The organism is Halomonas sp. SL18_1, assembly GCF_055755715.1.
Genome location: NZ_JBVTRK010000001.1, coordinates 548,166 through 570,699, shown reverse-complemented (window position 1 = coordinate 570,699; position 22,534 = coordinate 548,166). Strand labels below are relative to the sequence as shown.

The window sequence follows — 22,534 nt, the reverse complement described above, 5'->3', positions numbered from 1 at the left end:
AGGGGGAATTCAGTCCAGTTCGCCGATGGATTCGCCCAAGGCGTTGACGAGGCGGTCGATCTCTTCGCGCTCGACGATAAAGGGCAGGCCGAGCTGGATGGTGTCGCCGCCGTAGCGTACGTAGAAGCCTTTCTCCCAGCACTTCATGGCGATCTCGAAGGGCCGGCGGGCCGGCTCGCCGGGATAGGCCTCGATGGTCAGCGCCCCGGCGAGCCCGTAGTTGCGAATGTCGCTGATATAGCGGCTGCCCTTGAGGCCGTGCAGCGCTTCCTCGAAGAGCGGGCTCATCTGGCGTACGCGCTCGATGAGCTGCTCCTGCTCGAGGATGTCGAGCGAGGCCAGGGCCGCGGCGCAGGCCGCCGGGTGGCCGGAGTAGGTGTAGCCGTGGGGGAGTTCGAGCATGTAGTCGGGGCCGCCCTGCTCCATGAAGGTGTGGTAGATCTCGCCCTTGACCATCACCCCGCCCATGGGCACGGCGCCGTTGGTCAGCTGTTTGGCGAAGTTCATCATGTCGGGGACCACGCCGAAGGCCTCGGCGCCGGTCATGGCCCCCATGCGCCCGAAGGCGGTGATCACCTCGTCGAAGATCAGCAGGATATCGTGCGCATCGCAGATCTCGCGCAGCCGCTGCAGGTAGCCGACCGGCGGCGGAATCACCCCGGCGGAGCCGGCCAGGGGCTCGACGATTACCGCCGCAATGTTGGAAGCGTCGTGCAGGGCGATCAGCTCCAACAGCTCCTCGGCCTTCTCGGCGCCGCGCTCGGGCATCCCGCGGGTGAAGGCGTTCTCGGCCATCAGGGTGTGGGGCAGGTGGTCGGCATCGACGCCCTGGCCGAACAGGGCGCGGTTGGCGCCAATGCCACCCAGGCTGATGCCGCCGAAGTTGACCCCGTGATAGCCCTTGGCGCGCCCGATCAGCTTGGTCTTGGTGGGCTTGCCCTTCTTGCGCCAGTAGGCGCGGGCGATCTTCAGGGAGGTGTCGGCGCTCTCGGAGCCGGAGCCGGTGAAGAAGGCATGATCGAGCCCCGCTGGCGTCAGCTCACGCAGGCGGTGGGCCAGTTCGAAGGCCTTGGGGTGACCGAACTGGAAGGCCGGCGCATAGTCGAGCTCGCGCAGCTGACGACTCACGGCGTCGGCGATCTCGGGTCGCGAGTGGCCGGCACCGCAGGTCCAGAGGCCCGAGAGGCCATCGAAGACCCGGCGCCCCTCCGAATCGATCAGATAGCTGCCCTGGGCGCCGACGATGATGCGCGGGTCGCGCTTGAACTGGCGGTTGCCGGTATAGGGCATCCAGTAGGCGTCCAACTGATCGGCACTCAAGCCGGCCGCATAGGGAAATGCCTGGGCGGTCATGGTAGGGCCTCGCATAAGCTTGTCATTGTGGATATGCCGCGGCGGGTCGCTTCGCGGTGCTGATAGCCACAGGCTAGGCGGCCCCATGAGTCAGTTAAATTTTTAAAAACTTACTTTCATGTAAACTCAGGGTTAATTTTCTGGCCGGGAGCGGGGCATGGGCAAGGGGGTCACGATGGGGCAGCTGGGCGACGCCGATCTGCGTCTGCTGCGTATCTACCGCAAGGTGGTGGAGTGCGGCGGTTTCTCCGCCGCCGAGGTGGAGCTGGGCATCAGCCGGGCCGCCATCAGCATGGCCATGAACGACCTGGAGACGCGCCTGGGGCTGCGCCTCTGCCAGCGCGGCCGCAGCGGCTTCTCACTGACCGATGAGGGCGCCGAGGTCTATGAGTCGACGCTTCAGCTACTCGCCGCGGTGGAAGGCTTTCGCACTCGAGTCAATGCGCTGCACGCCCAGCTCAAGGGCGAACTCAATATCGGCATCACCGACAACCTGGTAACCATGCCCGAGATGCATATCACCCACGCCTTGAGTGCTCTGAAAGAGCGCGGGCCCGAGGTGCGCATCAATATTCGCATGATCCCGCCAAGCGATATCGAGCTGGCGGTGCTGGATGGACGCCTGCATACCGGCGTCGTCCCGGACCTCAAGGTCCTGCCGGGGCTCAACTACCTCTCCCTCTACGAGGAGGCATCACGGCTCTACTGCTCGGATGAGCACCCGCTGTTCGCGGTGGAGAAAGTGGACGAGGCGGCGCTGGCCAGCCACGATGCCGTGGTTCCCGCCTATGCCCAGACCCCCGAGATCAAGGGCGTTCACGAGCCCCTCAGGACCGCCGCCTCGGCCAGCGACCGCGAGGGGGTGGCCTTCCTGATCCTCTCCGGCCGCTATCTCGGCTATCTGCCCACCCACTACGCCGAACGCTGGGTCCGTGACGGTCGGATGCGCGCCCTGGATCCCGAGCGGTGGCGCTATGACACCCACTACAGCGCCATCACCCGCAAGGGGGCCCAGCCCAACCTGGTGTTGGAGGGCTTTCTGGAAGAGCTGAGGAGGCTGATCGGTGAGTAGGCGTCTCGCCTACCCCCCCGTCATGTTCATAAAGCGCACCACCTGGACATCGCCATCGGTGGTGAAGTGGTGGCGCTCAGGCTTCTTCGCCATGGCGGCAACGATGGCCTCTTTCAGGCGCTCGCTGTCGCCGGGGTGGCGGCGCAGCACCGCGCGCAGGTCCACCGAGTGCTCGTTGCCCAGGCAGAGCAGCAGGCGCCCCTCGGCGGTGACCCGCACCCGATTGCAGGCGTCGCAGAAATTGTGACTGTGGGGCGAGATGAAGCCGATCCGCGAGTCGCTGTCGGCCATGCGGAAGTAGCGCGACGGCCCGAGCGTCGTCTCGGTGGTGGGCACCAGGGCGTGGCGGGTCTCGATGATGGCGCGCACCGCGTCACTGGAGCAGAAGGTGGTGGCGCGGTCGTGGCCGATGGCCTGGCCCAGCGGCATCTCCTCGATAAAGCTGATGTCGACCCGCTCCCGGCGGGCGAACTCGACCAGGTCGAGGACCTCATCGTCGTTACGCCCCTTGAGGATCACCGCGTTGAGCTTGATGCGCGCGAACCCGGCCTCCCGGGCCGCGCGGATGCCGTCGATCACCTTGGCCAGCTCGCCGGTGCGGGTCAGGGCGCGGAAGCGCGCCGGGTCCAGGGTGTCGAGGCTGACGTTGAGACGCTTGAGCCCACCCTCATACAGGGCGCGGGCGTGCTTGACCAGGCCGGCGCCGTTGGTGGTCATGGCGAAGTCGGAAAGCCCCGGCAGCGTGCCCACCTCGGCGACCAGGGTCTCGATGCCCCGCTTGACCAGCGGCTCGCCGCCGGTGAGGCGAATCTTTTCCACCCCGAGTTCGACGAAGGCCCGGCACAGGGTGGCCATCTCCTCCAGGGTGAGCACCTGGGCGCGGGGCAGGAAGGTCATCTCCTCGGCCATGCAGTAAACGCAGCGGAAGTCGCAGCGATCGGTGACCGAGAGGCGAACGTAGCGGACGGTGCGGCCGAAGCCGTCGATCAGCGCGGTCATCGACGCGCCTCCACGCTAGCGCCGGCATGCAGGGGCAGTCGAGCGATCAGCTCGCCGACATCCTCGGCCACCTCGGCCACGACGTCCTCGCCGTAGCGCTGGCCGCGGCGCTTGCGCAGGCCGCGCTTGTAGAGTTTGACGTGTTCGGTGGCGGTGACGCCGGCCCTGTCCAGGCAGTGGCTGACGCAGTGCATCGGGCAGCCGTCGATGGCGACGATGGGGCGCCCGGAGCGGGCGACCTTGACCAGCCCCGGCACCCCGCCGCCGACGCCGGCGATGCACGACATCTCCGCGACGCCGCCGTGGTCGAGGCGCAGCGCCACATCGTTGGCAAGCTGGGCCACGTCCGAACAGCCCGAGCAGGAGTAGACCAGGGTGCGCGGTTTGTCAGCGGTTCGGGGCATAGGTGCCTCCCGGTTGCAGTGTTGCGTAGCGCGCTGTCGCCGCGTGGCGTCAGTCGTCGGTGACCATGGCGTCGCGCAGCTTCTGTTCGTCGAGCACGGTCAGCCGTTGGCGATCGATATTGATGGCGCCACTGTCGCGCAGCTTGGCCAGCAGGCGCGACAGGGTCTCCGGCGTCATCGCCAGCTGGGAGGCCAGCCAGCGCTTGGGGATGGAGAGACGCACCACCCGGGGCCCCTTGGCGCGGCCCGAGGGCAGCTGGCGCAGGATATAGCTGACCAGCCGTGACATGGCATCGGCCTGGGTCAGCAGCGCCAGGTCCTCGAGGCGCTCGGTGAGCTCCAGCGCCAGCCGGCTCATGAACTCGGCGCGGCAGGCGGGCTGACGATCCATGATCTCCCGGCAGCGCGAGGCGGGAATCGCCAGCACATGGGTGCGCCGCAGCGCCTCGGCCGAATAGAGATAGACCCCGGCGCTGGAGACCATGCTCAGCTCGCCGAGAGTACCGCCGCGCTCCACGCAGCGGATGGTCGCCAGCCGGCCATCGCCGGCAGAGCGGGTCAGGCGCACGGCGCCGTTGATGACGATATACAGCCAGTAGGCCGGGGCGTCCTGGCGAAACAGCCACTCGCGGTTCTTCAGCTCGAGAAGTTCGGAGTCTTCCAGCAGCGACTCGACCTCGTCGTCCTCGAGCTGACCCAGCCAGGGGATGCCCAGCACCAGCTCGCGCAGCTGCTTGGGCTTGAACAGCAGGTCAGCCGACGAACTGTCCGGCGGGCAGATAGGGGTAGTCATGACCTTCCTCCACGTCTTTGTCAGCGACCATCATCAGATAGCCGTGTGCCTGGCTGGCGGCCCGCAGCATGTGCGACCCCTGGCCGCCGGCCAGCAGAGCGACCGGCTGGCCGCCCCGCCAGTCGAGTACCACCCGCAGCAGCTCTCGCCGCCCGGGACTCGCCCGCCGGGAAAACCCCGCGCGCACGGCGAACTGCTGCAGCGGTGATACCTCACGCCCCTGGCAGCCCTGCACGAAGGGCCTGGCCAGCAGCTGCCAGCCCACCAGGGAGGCCACCGGGTTACCCGGCAGGCCGATCAGCGGCACGCCGTCCGGCGTTCCATCGTCCAAATGGCCGAAGGCAAACGGCTTGCCCGGCTTCATGGCCACGCCGTGGAAGTCCAGCCCACCCAGGCGCTCCAGCACCGGACGCACGTGATCCTCCTCGCCCACCGAGACCCCGCCGGTGCAGATCACCAGATCCGCCCCATCGCGGGCGGCGATGAAGGCGTCGTGCAACGCCTCGGGCGTATCGGCGATGATGCCGAGATCCAGCACGTCACAGCCGGCCTGTTCCAGCAGTGCCTGCAACATCACCCGGTTGCTATTGTATACTTGACCGGTTTCGTAGGGTATCCCTGGTTCAATCAGCTCATCGCCGGTGGATATCAGCGCCACCGTCAAACGCGGCAACACCGGCACCTCGGCAATGCCCTGGCTGGCCAGCATCGCCAGCGCCGGCGCATTCAGCGCCGTCCCGGCCGGCAGCAGGGTGTCGCCGACCCGGTACTCCTCACCGCGGCGACGAATATTGGCCCCGGGCCTGGCCTCGCCCACCACGTGCATCCGCCCGTCGTCATCCAGCCGCACCCGCTCCTGGGGGACCACGCAGTCGGCCCCCTCGGGCACCGGCGCGCCGGTGAAGATCCGCGCACAGCCCCCTTCGGGAAGCCGCTGGGCACCGGCGCCCGCCGGCACCCGCATGACCACCGGCAGCCCCGCTTCGCTCAGCTCGGCCAGGTGCAGGGCGTAGCCGTCCATGGCGCTGTTGTCGATGCCCGGCATATCGAGCCGCGCTACCAGGTCACCGGCCAGCACCCGTCCGGCGGCCCGCTCCAGGGGCAGGCGCTCCTCCCCGGTCAGCGGCCTGGCCGCGGCGATGATTCGCGTTCGCGCCTCCTCCAGATCGAGCAGTCCCTTGGCAAGGCTGGCACAGCTCATGCGCGCACTCCTTGACCATGGTCAGGCGCCGTCTCCGGGTCGCGGGAGTCGCAGCCGGACGCCTCGGGCAGGACCATGGCGACAAAGTTGCAGGGCCGGGTACGGGCATCGAGCTGGCTTTCCAGGATGCCGTCCCAGGCGGTGGCGCAGGCCTTGGGCGAGCCAGGCATGGCGAAGATCAGGGTGCGATTGGCCACGCCGGCCACGGCACGGGACTGGATGGTGGAGGTGCCGATGCTTTCATAGGAGAGCTGGCGGAACAGCTCGCCGTAGCCGTCCACGGCGCGGTCGAACAGCGGCGCCAGCGCCTCGGGGGTGGTGTCGCGCGCCGTGAAGCCGGTGCCGCCGTTGACCAGGATCACCTGGATATCCTCGCGTACCACCCACTTGGAGACCACCGCCCGGATGCGATAGATATCGTCGGGCACGATACGTCGCTCGACCAGCGCGTGGCCGGCCTCGGAGAGCCGCTCGCTGAGCAGGTCACCGCTGCCATCGCGGTCGTAGCCGCGGGTATCGGAGACGGTCAGCACGGCGATACCAAGCGGCGCGAAGGGGGTATTGGCGTGAACATGGGCCATGGGATTCTCCTCACCGCCCGCGACGCGAGCGGCGACATGGATATGAGGAAAGCGGGCACCGCGCAGCGCAGTGATTCACCGGAAACGCCTGCTCGCGCGGGGAGTTCTACTGCATCAGCGAGTTGGCGCTGTCGTCATCCAGGGCGATGCCCTCGACGCCGATGTCGGTTTCCAGCGCCAGCAGGTAATGACGCAGGGCGCGACGCGTGGACTGCTCGCGCAGGCTATGACGCACCCGGTCGAACACCTCGTCGAAGGGCAGCGTCTTCCCTTCCAGGCGCTGGTCGATGAGCACCACATGCCAGCCATAGCGCGAGGCCAGAGGTCGCTCGTGCAGCCCCTCCGGCAGGTGATGCAGGGCGCGGTCGAGCTCGGCCACGGTCTGGCCCGGCGCCAGCCAGCCCAGCTCGCCGCCCTCGTCCTTGGAGGGGCAGGCAGAGTAGCGCATGGCCAGCTCGGTAAAACGCTCGGGCGCAGCGACAAGCGCTTCGATGAGCCCCTCGCCCTGCCGATAGCCGGCGTCCCGTGCCTCGGCGTCATCCGGCGCCGCAGGTAGGAGGATATGCCGTACGGCCAGGCGCGTCGGCTCGCTGAAGCGCTCGGGGTCGGCCTCGAAGAAGCGCCGGCAGTCCGCCTCGCTGGGTTCCGGCACCTCTAGCTCGCGATCCAGCAGCGCGGCGATGGCGGCGTCGTTGTCGCCGTCATCTGCACTGTCGGCCGCGACCAGCCCCAGCTGGGCGGCGCGTGAACGCAACAGCTCGCGCACCACCAGGGCCCGAGCCGCCTCGAGCTGCGCCTCGCCGGCGCTGGCCGCGGGGTGGTACTGCATCTCCTGGGCGATGGCGGCCTCCTCGATGGTGGCGCCGCCGACCCGGATGGGAGGGGACTCGCGCCCCCCGGGATCATCTCGATATCGATCTTTTGCATGGTGATAAACCCTTACAGCTCAATTCATGGCCCCAGCACCGGTGGGCGGGGCTGATCCGGCGGCAGGCCGGCGAGGAGGCGCTGTAAACCCGTCCCTGGGCGCTACCGATGCCATCCCTGGCATAGGACCTCCTCTCGGCCTGCCCCGGCGCCCCGCGTCGCCAGCAGTGCCCCTCATCAGCCCCGCTTGCGCACCAACTGGTAGCGACGGGTGATATAGCCCAGCGGAATGCTCCACACGTGCACCAGCCGCGAGAAGGGGAACAGCAGGATGATGGTCAGGCCCACGAAGATATGCAGCTTGTAGATCCAGGACACGCCCTCCATGTACTGAGCGGCACCGCCGCCGAAGAAGACGATGGCCTGGGCCCAGCTGGAGAGGGTGACCATCATCTCGCCGTCCAGGTGGCCCAGCGAGAAGAGGACGGTGATCATGCCCAGCGCCGCCTGGAAGACGATCAGCCCGAGAATCAGGGTATCCATGGTGCTGGAGGAGGCGCGAACCCGCGGGTTGGTAATGCGGCGATGCAGCAGCATGGCGCCGCCCACCAGGCAGGCAATGCCGGCGGCCCCGCCCACCACGATGGCGATCAACTGCTTGGTGCCGGCGTGGAGGAAGGGCGAGTAGACCCAGTGCGGGGTCAGCATGCCGAACAGGTGGCCAAAGAAGATCACGATGATGCCGACATGGAAGAGGTTGCTGGCCAGGCGCATGTTCTTCGACGACAGCATCTGGCTGGAGCCGGTCTTCCAGGTGAACTGCCCGTGATCGTAGCGCAGCAGGCTGCCGACCAGGAAGACGGTGCCGACCAGATACGGGTAGTAGCCGTAAATCAGGTGGTCGAGATAGGTGCCGAATGCAGACATGGTGATTCTCCTGTTAACGACCCGTCACCGGAGGCTGCGCCTCGGGTGAGAGAATGCGAACGGCTTCGCTGTGGACGCCCTGCTTGCGCTCGGCCAGGCGGCGGCCCTCGGCGGACTGCAGGGCGCAGTCCTGGTCGGATTCGGCGGAGAAGCGCACCGCCTCCTCTTCCCAGACCGCGTCCAGCGCCTCGGGGGTGTCGTCCCGGGACTCGCCCTTCACCTCCTCGCGGTGAGCCTCGATCTCCGCCTCGGCCCCGATCAGCGCCAGCAGCGCCCGAGGCACCAGAGCGTGATCGGCATCGCGCTCCTCGAGACGCGCGGCGAGCAGGCCGAGGATATGGCCGATCTCGCCCAGCCAGCGGCCGATCTCCGCCTCGTCGCGGGTGGAGAGATACTCCAGGAAGAGCGGCAGGTAGTCGGGCAGCTCCCGGGCGTCCAGGGCGAAGCCGGCGGCCTGATACTCGTTCATCAGGTCGACCATGGCCTGGCCCCGGTCGCGGGACTCACCGTGGACGTGCTCGAACAGCAGCAGCGAATGAGCGCGCCCCTTGTCGAACAGCGCCACGTACTCCGACTGGAGCTCCAGCAGGTCGCCGTCGGCGATGCGCTGGCACCACGCCATCAGCTCGCCACGCAGCGCCGCCGGCAGGCGACGCTCCTGGTCGATGACTTCGATGAGCTCGGCGGCCGCCGCCTGTAGCGTCTCGGTGGGGTAGTCGAGCAGGCGGGCCAGGGCGCGTAGGCTCAGCATGCCGGGCGCCGGCTCGGCCATCTTCAGGGCAGCATCAGCCATGACGGGCCTCCTCGGTTTTCTCACCGTGCTGGGGGTCGTAGGTCTCCACCGGTTCGACCAGGGTGGTGGTCTGGGGCCGGCCGTTGAACAGACTCGGCTTGCTCTCGCCGTGGCAGCCGTCGCCGAAGCTGAAGCCGCAGCCACCGCGCTCCGGGAAGGCTTCGGTCGCCATCTCGCGGTGGCTGGTGGGGATCACGAAGCGATCCTCGTAGTTGGCGATGGCAAGATAGCGATACATCTCTTCCACCTGCGCCTCGCTCAGCTCGACATCTTTCAGGACATCGGTGTTGGGCTGGCCGTCGACATGCTTGCCGCGCATGTAGAGGCGCATGGCCATCAGCCGCTTGAGGGCCAGCACCACGGGCTCCTCCTCGCCGGCGGTGAGCATGTTGGCGAGATAGCGCACCGGGATACGCAGCGACTCGATCTTCGGCATCACGCCGTCGAGCTCGATCTTGCCGGCCTCGGCGGCGGACTGGATCGGCGACAGCGGCGGCACGTACCAGACCATGGGCAGAGTGCGATACTCGGGGTGCAGCGGCAGCGCCAGGCCCCAGTCCATGGCCATCTTGTAGACCGGGGAGGCCTGGGCGGCCTTGATCACGTTGTCGGCGATGCCGTCCTTCTTCGCCTGGGCGATCACTTCCGGGTCGTTGGGGTCCAGGAAGATCTCGCACTGACGATGGTAGAGATCGCGCTCGTCCGGCGAGCTCGCCACCTCCTCGATGCGGTCGGCGTCATAGAGCAGCACGCCGAGGTAACGGATGCGCCCCACGCAGGTCTCGGAGCAGACCGTCGGCATGCCCGCCTCGATGCGCGGGTAGCAGAAGATGCACTTCTCGGACTTGCCGGTCTTCCAGTTGTAGTAGATCTTCTTGTACGGGCAGCCGGAGATACACATCCGCCAGCCGCGGCACTTGTCCTGGTCGATCAGCACGATACCGTCCTCTTCGCGCTTGTAGATCGCGCCGGACGGACAGCTCGCCACGCAGGTCGGGTTGAGGCAGTGCTCGCAGAGCCGCGGCAGATACATCATGAAGGTGTTCTCGAACTGACCGTAGATATCGGCCTGCACCTTCTCGAAGTTCTTGTCCTTGCGGCGCTTGGCGAACTCGGTACCGAGAATCTCCTCCCAGTTGGGGCCCCACTCGATCTTCTGCATACGCTCGCCTGAGATCAGTGAGCGGGGCGCGCCACCGGCTGATGCTCGCCCTGCTTGGCGGTATGCAGGTGCTCGTAGTCGAAGTCGAACGGCTCGTAGTAGTCGTCGATCTCGGGCAGGTCGGGGTTGGCGAAGATGTTCGCCAGTACCCGCCACTTGCCGCCGATCCTCGGCTCGATCTTGCCATCCTTGCGGCGCATCCAGCCGCCCTTCCACTTGGTCTGGTTCTCCCACTCCTTGGGATAGCCGATACCGGGCTTGGTCTCGACGTTGTTGAACCAGGCGTATTCCATGCCTTCACGGCTGGTCCAGACATTCTTGCAGGTCACGGAGCAGGTGTGACACCCGATGCACTTGTCGAGGTTGAGGACCATGCCTACCTGGGAACGAATCTTCATTTCACGGCCTCCTGAACGCTGTCGTTGCCCTCGCCATCCAGCCAATCGACTCTCTTCATCTTGCGTATCAGGACGAATTCATCGCGGTTGGAGCCAACGGTTCCGTAGTAGTTGAAGCTGTAGGAAAGCTGCGCATAGCCGCCGATCATATGGGTCGGCTTGGGCAGACCCGGGTCACGGAGTTGTGCATGCCGCCGCGGGTCTTGGTGATTTCGGAGCCCGGCACGTTCACCTGGCGCTCCTGGGCGTGGTACATCATCACCATGCCGGCCTTGACGCGCTGGCTGACGATGGCCCGGGCGGTGATGGCGCCGTTGGCGTTGTACAGCTCGATCCAGTCGTTGTCCTCGATGCCGATCTCCTGGGCATCGATCTCCGACATCCACACCACCGGGCCGCCGCGATTGAGGGTCAGCATCAGCAGGTTGTCCGAGTAGGTGGAGTGGATGCCCCACTTCTGGTGCGGGGTGATCCAGTTCAGCGCCTTGGACGGATAGCCGTTGTCCTCCGGCATCGTAAAGCCGGTGATGGTCTTGGTGTTGATCGGCGGCCGGTAGGTCAGCAGGCTCTCGCCGAAGGCACGCATCCAAGGGTGATCCTGGTAGAACTGCTGGCGGCCACTGACGGTGCGCCACGGGATCATCTCATGCACGTTGGTGTAGCCGGCGTTGTAGGAGACGTGCTCGTCTTCCAGGCCGGACCAGGTCGGGCTCGAGATGATCTTGCGCGGCTGAGCGACGATGTCGCGGAAGCGGATCTTCTCCTCCTCCTTGTTGACCGCCAGGTGGCTGTGATCCCGCCCGGTGATCTTGGAGAGCGACTCCCACGCCTTGACCGCCACCTGGCCGTTGGTCTCCGGCGCCAGGGTCAGCACGACTTCCGCGGCATCGACGGCGGTCTCGATCTTCGGGCGTCCCTTGGCCGGGCCGTCCTGCTTGACGTAGTTGAGCTTGCCGAGCAGCTCGATCTCGCTGTCGGTGTTCCAGCTGATGCCCTTGCCGCCGTTGCCCAGCTTGCCCAGCGCCGGGCCCAGCGAGCTGAAGCGCTCATAGGTGGCCGGGTAGTCGCGCTTGACCTCGATCAGCGCCGGCATGGTCTTGCCGGGGATCGGCTCGCACTCGCCCTTCTTCCAGTCCTTCACCTCGGGCTGGGCCAGCTCGGCGGGGGAGTCGTGCTGGTGCGGCAGGGTGACCAGGTCGGTCTCCTCGCCCAGATGCCCCACGCAGACCTTGGAGAACGCCTTGGCGATGCCCTTGTAGATGTCCCAGTCGCTGCGCGATTCCCAGGCCGGATCGGTGGCCGCGGTCAGCGGATGGATGAAGGGGTGCATGTCGGACGTGTTGAGGTCGTCCTTCTCGTACCAGGTGGCCGTGGGCAGCACGATGTCCGAGTAGAGACAGGTGGAGGACATGCGGAAGTCCAGGGTGACCACCAGGTCGAGCTTGCCTTCCGGGGCCTCGTCATGCCACTTCACCTCTTCGGGCTTCTGGCCGCCGAACTCACCCAGGTCCTTGCCCTGGATGCCGTGGCGGGTGCCCAGCAGGTACTTGAGCATGTACTCGTGGCCCTTGCCCGAGCTGCCCAGCAGGTTCGAGCGCCACACGAAGAGGTTGCGCGGGAAGTTCTGGGGGCTGTCCGGGTCCTCGGCGGCGAAGGCCAGCTTGCCCTCCTTCAACTGCTGAACGGCGTAGTCCTTGGTGGACATGCCGGCGGCCTCGGCGGCCTTGGCCAGGCGCAGCGGGTTGGTGCCGAGCTGCGGCGCCGAGGGCAACCACCCCATGCGCTCGGAGCGCACGTTGAAGTCGATCAGGCTGCCGGAGTAGTCCTCGGCCTTGGCCAGCGGCGAGAGGATCTCCTTGATCTCGAGCTTCTCGTAGCGCCACTGGGAGGAGTGGTTGTAGAAGAAGGAGGTGGAATTCATGTGCCGCGGCGGGCGGGTCCAGTCGAGGCCGAAGGCCAGCGGCAGCCAGCCGGTCTGCGGGCGCAGCTTCTCCTGGCCGACATAGTGGGCCCAGCCGCCGCCGCTCTGGCCGATGCAGCCACACATCACCAGCATATTGATCAGGCCGCGGTAGTTCATGTCCATGTGGTACCAGTGGTTCATCGCGGCACCCACGATGACCATGGACCGACCCCGGGTCTTGTCGGCGTTGTCGGCGAACTCCCGGGCGATACGGGTGACCTGCTCGGCGGGGACGCCGGTGATCTTCTCCTGCCAGGCCGGAGTGTAGGGTTTCACCTCGTCCAGGGAGGTGGCACCGTCGTCCTCGCCCTCTTTACCAAACCCGCGATCGATGCCGTAGTTGGCACACATCAGGTCGAAGACGGTGACCACCAGGGCCTCGCTGCCGTCGGCCTTCTTCAGGCGCTTCACCGGCAGGCTGTGGAACAGCAGCTCGTTGCCGGCCACGTGATCGAAGTGGTCGTGCTCGATGCCGCCGAAGTAGGGGAAGGCGACCTTGGCCACGTCATCGCGGTGGTCGGCCAGGGTCAGCAGCGGCTTGATCTCTTCGCCGTCGGCGTCGCGGGGCTCGAGGTTCCACTTGCCCTCCTCGCCCCAGCGGAATCCGATGGAGCCGCGGGGCACCACCAGCTGGTCGCGGCTCTCGTCCCAGGCCACGGTCTTCCATTCGGGATTGTTGTCCTGGCCCAGGTTCTTGGCGAAGTCGCTGGCCCGCAGCTGCTTGCCGGGCGCGTAGCTGCCGTCCTCGCGGGCTTCCAGCTCGACCAGGAAGGGCATGTCGGAGTAGTTGCGCACGTACTCGGTGAAGTAGGCGCTGGGATTGTCGAGGTGGAACTCCTTGAGGATGACGTGGCCCATGGCCATGCCGAGTGCGGCGTCGGTGCCCTGCTTGACCGACAGCCACTCGTCGGTGAGCTTGGAGACCTCGGCGTAGTCCGGCGTAATGGAGACGGTCTTGGTGCCCTTGTAGCGCACCTCGGTGAAGAAGTGGGCATCCGGCGTCCGGGTCTGGGCACGTTGGACCCCCAGGCGATGATGTAGCCGGAGTTGTACCAGTCAGCGGATTCGGGCACGTCGGTCTGCTCGCCCCAGGTCTGGGGGCTCGCCGGCGGCAGGTCGCAGTACCAGTCGTAGAAGCTCATGCAGACGCCGCCGATCAGCGACAGGTAGCGGCTGCCCGCGGCGTAGCTGACCATGGACATGGCGGGAATCGGCGAGAAGCCGATGATGCGGTCCGGGCCGTACTGCTTGGCGGTATAGACGTTGGAGGCGGCAATCAGCTCGTTGAGTTCGTCCCAGTTGGCGCGCACGAAGCCGCCCATGCCGCGGGCCCGCTTGTACTGCTTGGTCCTGGCCGGGTCCTCGACGATGGAGGCCCAAGCGTCGACCGGGTCCTTCTTCTCCTTGAGGGCGTCGCGCCACAGCTTGAGCAAGGGCTTGCGGATCAGCGGGTACTTGAGGCGGTTGGCGCTGTACATGTACCAGGAGTAGCTGGCGCCCCGCGGGCAGCCCCGCGGCTCGTGGTTGGGCAGGTCCGGGCGGGTGCGCGGGTAGTCGGTCTGCTGGGTCTCCCAGGTCACCAGGCCGTTCTTGACGTAGATCTTCCAGCTGCACGAGCCGGTGCAGTTGACGCCATGGGTGGAGCGCACGACCTTGTCGTGCTGCCAGCGCTGCCGATAGCCGTCTTCCCAACCGCGGGCCTCGCTGCGGACCTCGCCGTGCTCGTTGGCAAAGGGCTCACGCTCTTTGCGGAAGAAATTCAGCCGATCTAAGAAGTGACTCATGGTCGATCTCCAGGCTCCTCGAAAGCTGCGTGACCTCTGCGGGTCACCCGTCTTGCACCGGGCGGTCGGTGGGTATCGACCACCGCGCCAGGCACGGTCTATGCGTTCAGATTCTGGGGGATCGAAAGGCGGATTACTGCCCGGTTACCTCCATATACACCCTCTCTACCCCCAAGGTGATAGGCACCGAAAAGAAAGGAGATAAACCCGGTCAGGCACGGGTTCCGCGGTGGCTACGGCGGTCCCAGAGCATCGCCAGCATGCACACCGCGAGCGCGGCATAGAGGAACATGAAGCCGGCGGTGCGAATGCCGATCCACTCGTCTCCAGCCACGAACATCAGGGGCAGAACGCCGGCAAAGAGCCCGCCGAGAGCAAGGGCCAGGCCACCGACCCGGGCCATATCGTCGGCGTGTTCACGATAGAGCAGGCACATCAGGCTGCCCTTGCCGATGCCCATGGCCAGCCCCATCACCGCCAGCAGGGCGGCGAAACCGCCAAGCGGCATCGAAAAGCGCAGCGCGAGGTCACCATGCACGCCGTGGATCTGCATGGTGAAGGGGGGATAGGAGAGCAGGAACAGACAAGCCATGACGCAGGCGCTGAGCCACCAGCGCAGGTCGCGAAAATCACGGCGATCGGCCAGGGCACCGCCAAGAATCTGCCCCAGCCCGCCCGGCAGGGTCAACAGCAGGGCCCAGAGTGCGGCCGACTTGAGCGGCAGCGCATACTGGGCGGCGAGATAACCCGGCAGCCACAGCGCCAACGCCACGAAAGCGCCGTAGAAGAAACTGTAGTAGAGTGCCATGCGGCACACCGCCGGCGGCGGCAGCCAGCGCTGCCCTCCCTGAAGCGGGTCCCTGGGGCGAGACGCCGACAGCGCGGGTTCATCATCGGCAAACAGCCACAGCAGCAGTGCCACCAGACCGATCGGCAGAAGGTAGAGCTTGGGCGCGGCGGGCCATCCGTAGGCCTGGCTGATCAGCGGGAGTAGGAAATAGGTCAACCCCGCCCCCAGCATACCGGCGCCATAGAGCCCCAGCGCCAGGCCAGCGTGGCGCCGCGGACAGAGCGAGGCCACATAGACCAGACCGGCGGCGAGCGAGCCGGCGCCCAGGCCCAACCCGGCACCGGCCAGCAGGAAGTGCGGATAGGCAGCGGAGTGAGCGATGGCCCACAGAAACGGGCAGATCAGCAGCAGGCAGCCGATCATCACCCGCCGCCCGCCGATGCGCCTGGCCAGCAGCGCCATGGGCAGCGCGGCCAGGCCGCCGGTAAACATCGGCATCGCCAACAGCAGGGCGAACTGCACCTCGCCGAAATCCCGCGCGCTCTTCAACTCTACGCCCAGTACGGCGAAAATGGTCCAGCTGGCGAACACCAGCGCAAAGGCCAGCGGCGACAGCAATACCACCACTAGCGAGCGGTAATCATCGGCCGGCAGCGCATCTGGAGGGGCCGTGACCGGGGCTTTCCTGGCAGCGCTCATGAACGTTGGATTCCACGACAGGGTCCAAGAATTTTCGAGACCCCCGCGGCCTGCGTCAAAAGGGCATGCCAGGTACCCCCCTGGCACCCTCTGCGCTACCTCCTTGGATAGAGGGCAGAGGCTACCCGCTGGGGTATAGTGTCGAATCAACCCCTTGATTGCACGGGAGAGCACGGCTGGCGATGAGATTGCTGCAACGTTCCCTGGTGGCCCGGATCGTGGCCTCCCTGCTGGCTATCAGCGCCATGGCGCTGGTCAGCATCATGGTGACCATGGCCGTGGCAGGAGGCAGCCGCGGCGATGCCGCGGCCATCAACGTGGCCGGCTCGCTGCGCATGAACACCTACCAGATCGTTGCCGCCCTACAGCGCTTCGAGCGCCGGCCCACCTGGGAGAACCAGAGCGAGGTCAGAGTGCTCAAGGAGCGCTTCGAGGAGCGGCTGGCCAGCGATGACCTGACCGGCGCCATTCCCACCTCCGAGGCCCACGAGCTGCGCCGGCAGTACCGCCTGGTCCTATCGCGCTGGCACAACGAGCTCGCGCCCGAGGTCAACCGGGCCATCACCAGCCAGTACCTGCGCGCCGAGCCACTCAATTTCGCACTGGACGGCCTGGTGGGCGACATCGACACCATGGTCAGCCAGCTCGAGCAGAACACCGAGGCCAAGATTCGCCTGCTCAGCGCTCTGCAGATTCTGTTTCTGGGACTGACCGCAGTGGTCGTTGCCATCGCGCTGTATGACATCCGCCACAACCTGGTGGCGCCGCTGCGCCAGCTGATGGTGCTGGCCCGGGAGGCCGCCCGGCGCAACTTCTCCCGGCGCACCCGGCTCACCGGCAGCGACGAGCTGGCCATGCTGGGCCGCACCTTCGACAACATGGCCGAGCAGCTCGCCTCGAGCTACGCCGATCTGGAGGCCCGGGTCGCCCACAAGACCGAGGAGCTGGAACGTTCCAATCAGGCCATGCAGTTGATGCACGACGGCAGCCGCTCGCTCTACGGCGGCGGCAACGACCTGTGCGCCAGCGCCGCCCCCATGCTGCGCCATATCGAGCAGCTGCTGGAGATCGGCCCCATCCGGCTGTCGCTCAACGACCCCCACGATGATCGTCAGATCCCGATTCTCGCCACCCACTCGGCACGCCGCCCCACCTACTGCCGCGACCACGACTGCCACGCCTGTCTGCTCGACCCTCAGCCACTGAATCTGCCGGACACTGAGGAGGGCGACTGCCTGCTGCTGCCGGTCAGCGTCGGCGACGAGATGCTCGGCACCCTGGAGATCTGGTACCCCCAGTCACAGCCTCTCTCCGATAGCGTCAGGCGCCTGCTCAACGCCCTGGCCGATCAGCTGGCGACGGCGGTCTATCTGCAGCGTCGCATCGAAGAGGAGCAACAGGTCTCACTAATGAACGAGCGCACCATCATTGCCCGGGAGCTCCACGACTCCCTGGCCCAGTCGCTCTCCTACCTGAAGATGCAGGTGGCGCGGCTGGAGCGCATGCAGGCCAAGGACGCCCCCAAGGAGATGCAGGCAGCGGTGTTCGATGAGCTGCGTACCGGCCTCAACAGCGCCTATCGCCAGCTGCGCGAGCTCTTGACCACCTTTCGCCTCAAGCTGGAGGGACCGGGGCTGCAGTCGGCCCTGCAGCAGACCACCGCCGAGTTCGCCGAGCGCATGGGCGCGCCGGTAGAGCTGCACTACGACGTGCCGCCGCACCTGCTCAATCCCAACGAAGAGATCCACGTATTACAGGTCGCCCGAGAGGCACTGAGCAACACCCACAAGCATGCCGAGGCCCACTGGGCCGCGGTCACGGTGCGCTTCCACAACGCCCGCATCCTGCTGCGGATCGAGGATGACGGAATTGGCCTGGCAAACGGCGACTCGCCGCCCATGCACTACGGCCTGGTGATCATGCGCGACCGCGCCCATACCCTGGGGGTGAACTCCATCTGACCAACCGACCCGGCGGCGGCACCCTGATCGAGCTGGCGTTCACCCCCCAGACCGCGCGCCTGATCACTCGGCAGCCGGCACAGGACGTCACCACCCACCAGCAAGGAAACTGAGACACCCATGGGCCAATCAGTCAACGAGACCCCAGCCAGCATCCTGATCATCGATGACCACCCGCTACTGCGACGCGGGGTGGCCCAGCTGCTGGAGCTGGAAGACGACCTCGAGCTGGTCGGCGACACCGGCGAGCCGACCGAAGCCGTCTCCCTGGCCAGGAAACTGGATCCGGACATGATCCTGCTGGACCTCAACATGCCCGGCATGGACGGCATCCAGACCCTCAAGGCGCTACGCGATGACGGCTTCGCCGGACGGGTGGTCATGTTTACCGTTTCCGACCACGAGGATGACCTGGTGGCGGCGCTGCGCGGCGGTGCCGACGGCTATCTGCTCAAGGACATGGAGCCCGAGGAGATGGTACGCCAGCTTCGCCAGGCCGCCCTGGGGCGCATGGTAGTCAGCGAGAGCCTCACCGCCCTGCTGGCCGAGGCGCTGCGCAACCAGCGAAACCAGCCGGCCACCCCGGACATCCACAGCCTGACCCAGCGGGAGCGAGAGATCCTGCGCGAGCTGGCCGCCGGGCTCTCCAACAAGCTGATCGCCCGCAAGCTCGATATCACCGAGGGAACCGTCAAGGTGCACGTCAAACACCTGCTAAAAAAGCTCAATTTGCGCTCGCGGGTGGAGGCTGCCGTCTGGGCCGTCCAGGAGGGCATCGAGCGCTAGATGCACCCGGCATTCTGTGTGGATACCTCCAAATAATCCTCCGGGCTGTACGGCGGCCCACCCCATTCCGAATTTCAAAAAAACTCCTTTTAAATCAACATCCTGAAACTCTACCCCCGCTACCCCTCAAGAGGTATTTCGCCGCTTTTCCCGCCATTTTGGCCAGTTTCCCCCTCCATTCGAGCGTCGTATCTTTGCCCCAGACGTACTGCATTGACCCCGGTCAGGCCTCAGGGTGCAAGCCGGGAGTCAGCGGAACCACCAAGGGGAAACCACCATGGCCAAAACGAATGCCGACCTCGAACGGGTCGCGACATCGCGCAAGAATGCCGACATCGACCACTGGGATGTCGAAAACGAGCAGTTCTGGGAGCGGGAAGGCAAGCGCATCGCCAACCGCAATCTATGGATTTCTATCCCCAGCCTGCTGATGGGCTTCGCCGTCTGGCTGATGTGGGCATGATCACCACCCAGATGCAGAACCTGGGCTTCCCATTTACGGTTAGCCAACTCTTCACCCTGACCGCCCTGGCAGGTCTCTCCGGCGCCACCCTGCGCATCCCCGCCTCTTTCATGATCCGCATCGCCGGCGGGCGCAACACCGTCTTTTTGACCACGTCCCTGCTGATGATCCCGGCCTTCGGTACCGGCGTGGCGCTGATGAATCCCGACACGCCCTTCTGGGTCTTCCAGATGCTGGCGCTGCTCTCGGGTATCGGCGGCGGTAACTTCGCCGCCTCGATGAGCAACATCTCTACCTTCTTCCCCAAGAAACAGCAGGGCTACGCCCTGGGCATGAACGCCGGGCTAGGCAACTTCGGCGTCACCACCATGCAGATCCTGATTCCGCTGGTTATGACCGTGGGCATTTTCGGCGCCATTGCCGGCGCTCCCATGGCACTTGAGAGCTCCAGCGGCACCCTGATCGGCCGTATCGAAGCAGGCACCGACACTTGGATCCAGAACGCCGGCTTCATCTGGCTGGTCTTCCTGATTCCGCTGGCCATCGCCGGCTGGTTCGGCATGAACAATCTACGCCCCATTACCCCCAACCCCGGCACGCCCGCCCAGGCCTTCGGCAAGATCCTCGGCCTCTACGGCGTGGGTCTGGTGACCTCCGTGGTCGGCATGCTGGCACTGGTGTGGCTCAACATGTGGATCGCCCTGCCGCTGACCATCGTGTTGACTCTGGTGCTGATGCGCCTGATTCCCGGCGACATCAAGCCCAATATCCAGAAGCAGTTCGCGATTTTCTCCAACAAACACACCTGGTCGATGACCGTTCTCTACATCCTGACCTTCGGCTCCTTTATCGGCTTCTCTGCGGCCCTGCCCCTCTCCATTAACGTGATCTTCGGCAACATGATGGAAGTGGCCGCCGACGGCAGCGTGACCCGGGTCTCCAACCCCGACGGCCCCAGCGCCCTCACCTGGGCCTGGATCGGCCCCTTCGTCGGCGCCCTGATTCGCCCCATCGGCGGCTGGGTCTCCGACAAGGTAGGCGGCTCCATCGTCACCCAGGTGATCTCAGTGGTCATGGTGGTGGCTTCCGCCGTCACCGGCTGGGTCATGATGCAGGCCTATAACTCCACCGATCCGAACAGCTACTTCGCCATCTTCATGATCCTGTTCGTGATCCTCTTTGCCGCCAGCGGCATCGGCAACGGCTCCACCTTCCGCACCATCGGGGTGATCTTCGACCAGCACCAGAAGGGCCCGGTGCTCGGCTGGACCTCCGCCATCGCCGCCTACGGCGCCTTCATCGCCCCGCGGGTGATGGGCGAACAGATCCAGGCCGGCACTCCCGAACTGGCCATGTACGGCTTCGCGATCTTCTACGCGCTGTGCCTGGTGATCAACTGGTGGTTCTATCTGCGCCCCAACGCCTACGTCAAGAATCCCTGACGCCGTCGTCACCCTCTCCCGCCCCCGGTCCGGGAGAGGGCCCGACCTCACCCCGTCCCTTACGGAGGTACGTCATGAAAGTCATGATCGCCTATGACGGCTCACGAAACGCCAAGCTGGCGCTAGCACAAACCGTCAGCATGTTCCGCTGCAACGCCCCCCTGCTGATACTGGTCGGGGTGGCGGAAAACCCCCGCGACGCCACCGATGCCAACGAGGACCTGTTCCAGGAGGAGTACGAGGAGCTGAAGGCCGCACTGCAGGAGGGCGTCGATTTCGCCACCCGGGAGGGCTTCGACGTCGACTGGACGCTGGCCGAGGGGGATGCCCGCAAGATGCTGCTGCAGGCCACCCAGAAGCATCGCCCGGACGTACTGGTCATCGCCCGCCACAGCAACAAGCCCGACGGCGGCATCATCGCCCAGTCGCTGAGCTACTTCGTCGATGAACTCGACTACATGACCTTCGGCAGCGTCAGTTCCTTTCTCGCCCGCCGGGTCGAATGCCCCCTGCTGATCTTGCCCAGTCCGTGAATCGAGGTGCCTGAAACCATCCACTTTCCCTCTTGCGATATCAGGATGATACGACCATGAAAGTCGCCGACCTCTTCAAGTTTCGTACCCCGGAGATCAGGGCACTTCACCTGACCTGGATTGCCTTTTTCATCACCTTCTACGTCTGGTTCAACATGGCCCCGCTGGCCAGTAGCATGCTGAGAAGCGTCGACTGGCTGACCCAGGACCATATACGATTATTTGCCATCGCCAACGTGGCGCTGACCATTCCCGCACGCATCATCGTCGGCATGGCGCTCGACCGCTTCGGCCCACGTCGCGTCTTCTCGATCCTGATGGTCGTCATGGCAATCCCGGCGCTGGCCTTCGCCTTCGGCAACACCATGACCCAGCTGCTGGTGGCGCGCCTCGTGCTCAGCTCCATCGGTGCCAGTTTCGTGGTGGGGATCCACATGACGGCGCTGTGGTTCAAGCCCAAGCATATCGGCTTCGCCGAGGGCTTCTACGCCGGCTGGGCAACTTCGGCTCCGCCGCCGCCGCCATGACCCTGCCAACCATTGCGCTCACGATGCTCGGCGGCGAAGACGGCTGGCGCTGGGCCATCGCCATCAGCGCCATCGTGATGGCCGCCTACGGCGTCTTCTACTGGTTTGCCATCACCGACGGCCCCAGCGCCACCTCCCACCGCAAGACCCGCAAAGCCCTGGCCATGGAGGTCAGCACCTGGGGCGACATGATCAAGCTGATTCTGTGGACCATTCCCCTGGTGGGCTGCCTGGCGATCCTGGTGTGGCGGATCCAGAACATGGGCTTCCTCTCCACCACCGGCGCGGTGATCGCCTATCTCGCCATCCTGGCTGTCGTCATCTATCAGGTGGCACAGATCATTCGCGTCAACGTGCCGATCCTCAAGAAGGGCGTGCCGGAGGACGACAAGTATCACTTCAACAGCGTGGCGGCGCTCAACACCACCTACTTCGCCAACTTCGGCGCCGAGCTCGCGGTCATCTCCATGCTGCCGCTGTTCTTCGAGCAGACCTGGGGACTCTCGGCTGCCGCTGCGGGCCTGATCGCCGCCTCCTTCGCCTTCGTCAATCTGGTGGCCCGCCCCATGGGCGGTGCGGTCTCCGATCGCATGGGCAACCGGCGCTTCGTGATGCTCAGCTACATGTTCGGCATCGGCATCGGCTTCATGCTGATGGGCATGATGAACTCCAGCTGGCCGCTGATCGTCGCCATCGCCATCACCATCTTCACCTCCTTCTTCGTGCAGGGCTCCGAGGGCGCCACCTTCGGTATCATTCCCTCGATCAAGCGCCGCATCACCGGCCAGATCTCGGGCATGGCCGGCGCCTACGGCAACGTGGGGGCGGTGGTCTACCTGACCATCTTCACCTTCGTGACGCCGACCCAGTTCTTCTACATCCTGGCGGGCGGCGCTTTCCTCAGCTGGCTGGTCTGCTTCATCTGGCTCAAGGAGCCGGAGGGGGCCTTCGACGAGGAGTACTACGTCTCCTCGGTGGATCGCATGATCGAGGAGCAGGAAAACCTGAAAGCCCAGCAGGGCTGATCGTCGCACCA

The 22,534-nt window shown here is 65.8% G+C and carries 15 protein-coding genes and 4 pseudogenes; 7 read left to right on the top strand and 12 right to left on the bottom strand.

All coding sequences use genetic code 11. The annotated features are described in order from the left end of the window. Positions 1 to 9: 9 nt before the first annotated feature. Positions 10 to 1,353, bottom strand: a complete 1,344-nt coding sequence (gene aptA / locus ACSJDS_RS02950) for an omega-aminotransferase AptA (protein WP_473032042.1) — start codon at positions 1,351 to 1,353, stop codon at positions 10 to 12. A 157-nt stretch (positions 1,354 to 1,510) separates the two neighbouring features. Here aptA and ACSJDS_RS02945 point away from each other — a divergent pair, with 157 nt between their 5' ends. Further along, entirely contained in the window at positions 1,511 to 2,425 is a 915-nt protein-coding gene (locus tag ACSJDS_RS02945) for a LysR family transcriptional regulator (RefSeq protein ID WP_473032041.1), read from the top strand. A gap of 9 nt (positions 2,426 to 2,434) precedes the next feature. Here ACSJDS_RS02945 and moaA read toward each other — a convergent pair whose 3' ends face one another. The 11 genes and pseudogenes from moaA to ACSJDS_RS02890 form a co-directional block, all read right to left on the bottom strand. Continuing rightward, on the bottom strand, positions 2,435 to 3,424 hold the full coding sequence (gene moaA / locus ACSJDS_RS02940; RefSeq protein ID WP_473032040.1) for a GTP 3',8-cyclase MoaA: 990 nt from the start codon (positions 3,422 to 3,424) through the stop codon (positions 2,435 to 2,437). Next, the gene (locus ACSJDS_RS02935; protein WP_473032039.1) at positions 3,421 to 3,828 is read right to left on the bottom strand and encodes a putative zinc-binding protein; all 408 of its coding nucleotides are present in this window, start codon (positions 3,826 to 3,828) and stop codon (positions 3,421 to 3,423) included. Before ACSJDS_RS02935 ends, moaA begins: the two co-directional genes overlap by 4 nt. A 49-nt stretch (positions 3,829 to 3,877) precedes the next feature. Further along, positions 3,878 to 4,621: a Crp/Fnr family transcriptional regulator gene (locus ACSJDS_RS02930; protein ID WP_473032038.1), complete on the bottom strand. Its 744-nt coding sequence runs from the start codon at positions 4,619 to 4,621 to the stop codon at positions 3,878 to 3,880. Beyond that, positions 4,581 to 5,822 carry a molybdopterin molybdotransferase MoeA gene (locus tag ACSJDS_RS02925; RefSeq protein WP_473032037.1) on the bottom strand — a complete coding sequence of 414 codons (1,242 nt, stop codon included), beginning with the start codon at positions 5,820 to 5,822 and terminating at the stop codon, positions 4,581 to 4,583. The genes ACSJDS_RS02930 and ACSJDS_RS02925 overlap by 41 nt, the downstream gene beginning before the upstream one ends. After that, positions 5,819 to 6,403, bottom strand: a complete 585-nt coding sequence (gene moaB, locus ACSJDS_RS02920) for a molybdenum cofactor biosynthesis protein B (RefSeq protein ID WP_473032036.1) — start codon at positions 6,401 to 6,403, stop codon at positions 5,819 to 5,821. Before moaB ends, ACSJDS_RS02925 begins: the two co-directional genes overlap by 4 nt. A gap of 106 nt (positions 6,404 to 6,509) precedes the next feature. Then, positions 6,510 to 7,330, bottom strand: a pseudogene (locus ACSJDS_RS02915) (peptidylprolyl isomerase). 177 nt (positions 7,331 to 7,507) lie between these two features. Further along, positions 7,508 to 8,197 carry a respiratory nitrate reductase subunit gamma gene (gene narI / locus ACSJDS_RS02910; RefSeq protein ID WP_473032035.1) on the bottom strand — a complete coding sequence of 230 codons (690 nt, stop codon included), beginning with the start codon at positions 8,195 to 8,197 and terminating at the stop codon, positions 7,508 to 7,510. A 13-nt stretch (positions 8,198 to 8,210) separates the two neighbouring features. Next, a complete protein-coding gene (narJ, locus tag ACSJDS_RS02905; RefSeq protein WP_473032034.1) occupies positions 8,211 to 8,990 on the bottom strand; it encodes a nitrate reductase molybdenum cofactor assembly chaperone in 780 nt (259 codons plus the stop codon). Then, a pseudogene (gene narH / locus ACSJDS_RS02900) lies at positions 8,983 to 10,550 on the bottom strand (nitrate reductase subunit beta). Before narH ends, narJ begins: the two are co-directional and overlap by 8 nt. Continuing rightward, positions 10,547 to 14,297, bottom strand: a pseudogene (locus ACSJDS_RS02895) (nitrate reductase subunit alpha). Before ACSJDS_RS02895 ends, narH begins: the two co-directional pseudogenes overlap by 4 nt. Before the next feature lie 211 nt (positions 14,298 to 14,508). Further along, positions 14,509 to 15,786 (bottom strand): MFS transporter, encoded by a 1,278-nt coding sequence (locus ACSJDS_RS02890; RefSeq protein WP_473032033.1) that lies wholly within the window; start codon positions 15,784 to 15,786, stop codon positions 14,509 to 14,511. A 182-nt stretch (positions 15,787 to 15,968) separates the two neighbouring features. On the opposite strand from ACSJDS_RS02890, the gene ACSJDS_RS02885 reads away from it, so the two are divergent. The 6 genes and pseudogenes from ACSJDS_RS02885 to ACSJDS_RS02860 all read left to right on the top strand — a co-directional run bounded on the left by ACSJDS_RS02885 (position 15,969) and on the right by ACSJDS_RS02860 (position 22,523). After that, positions 15,969 to 17,747, top strand: coding sequence for a histidine kinase (locus ACSJDS_RS02885; RefSeq protein ID WP_473032032.1), 1,779 nt, complete (start codon positions 15,969 to 15,971; stop codon positions 17,745 to 17,747). Between the two features lie 120 nt (positions 17,748 to 17,867). Then, positions 17,868 to 18,533 (top strand): two-component system response regulator NarL, encoded by a 666-nt coding sequence (gene narL / locus ACSJDS_RS02880; protein ID WP_473032031.1) that lies wholly within the window; start codon positions 17,868 to 17,870, stop codon positions 18,531 to 18,533. Positions 18,534 to 18,810: 277 nt separating this feature from the next. Beyond that, positions 18,811 to 20,438 (top strand): annotated as a pseudogene (locus ACSJDS_RS02875) (MFS transporter). Positions 20,439 to 20,512: 74 nt separating this feature from the next. Then, positions 20,513 to 20,971: a universal stress protein gene (locus ACSJDS_RS02870; protein WP_473032030.1), complete on the top strand. Its 459-nt coding sequence runs from the start codon at positions 20,513 to 20,515 to the stop codon at positions 20,969 to 20,971. Positions 20,972 to 21,027: 56 nt separating this feature from the next. Beyond that, complete coding sequence (locus ACSJDS_RS02865; RefSeq protein ID WP_473032029.1) at positions 21,028 to 21,498, top strand: MFS transporter; 471 nt, start codon at positions 21,028 to 21,030, stop codon at positions 21,496 to 21,498. Then, positions 21,495 to 22,523 (top strand): MFS transporter, encoded by a 1,029-nt coding sequence (locus ACSJDS_RS02860; RefSeq protein ID WP_473032028.1) that lies wholly within the window; start codon positions 21,495 to 21,497, stop codon positions 22,521 to 22,523. The genes ACSJDS_RS02865 and ACSJDS_RS02860 overlap by 4 nt, the downstream gene beginning before the upstream one ends. Positions 22,524 to 22,534: the final 11 nt, after the last annotated feature.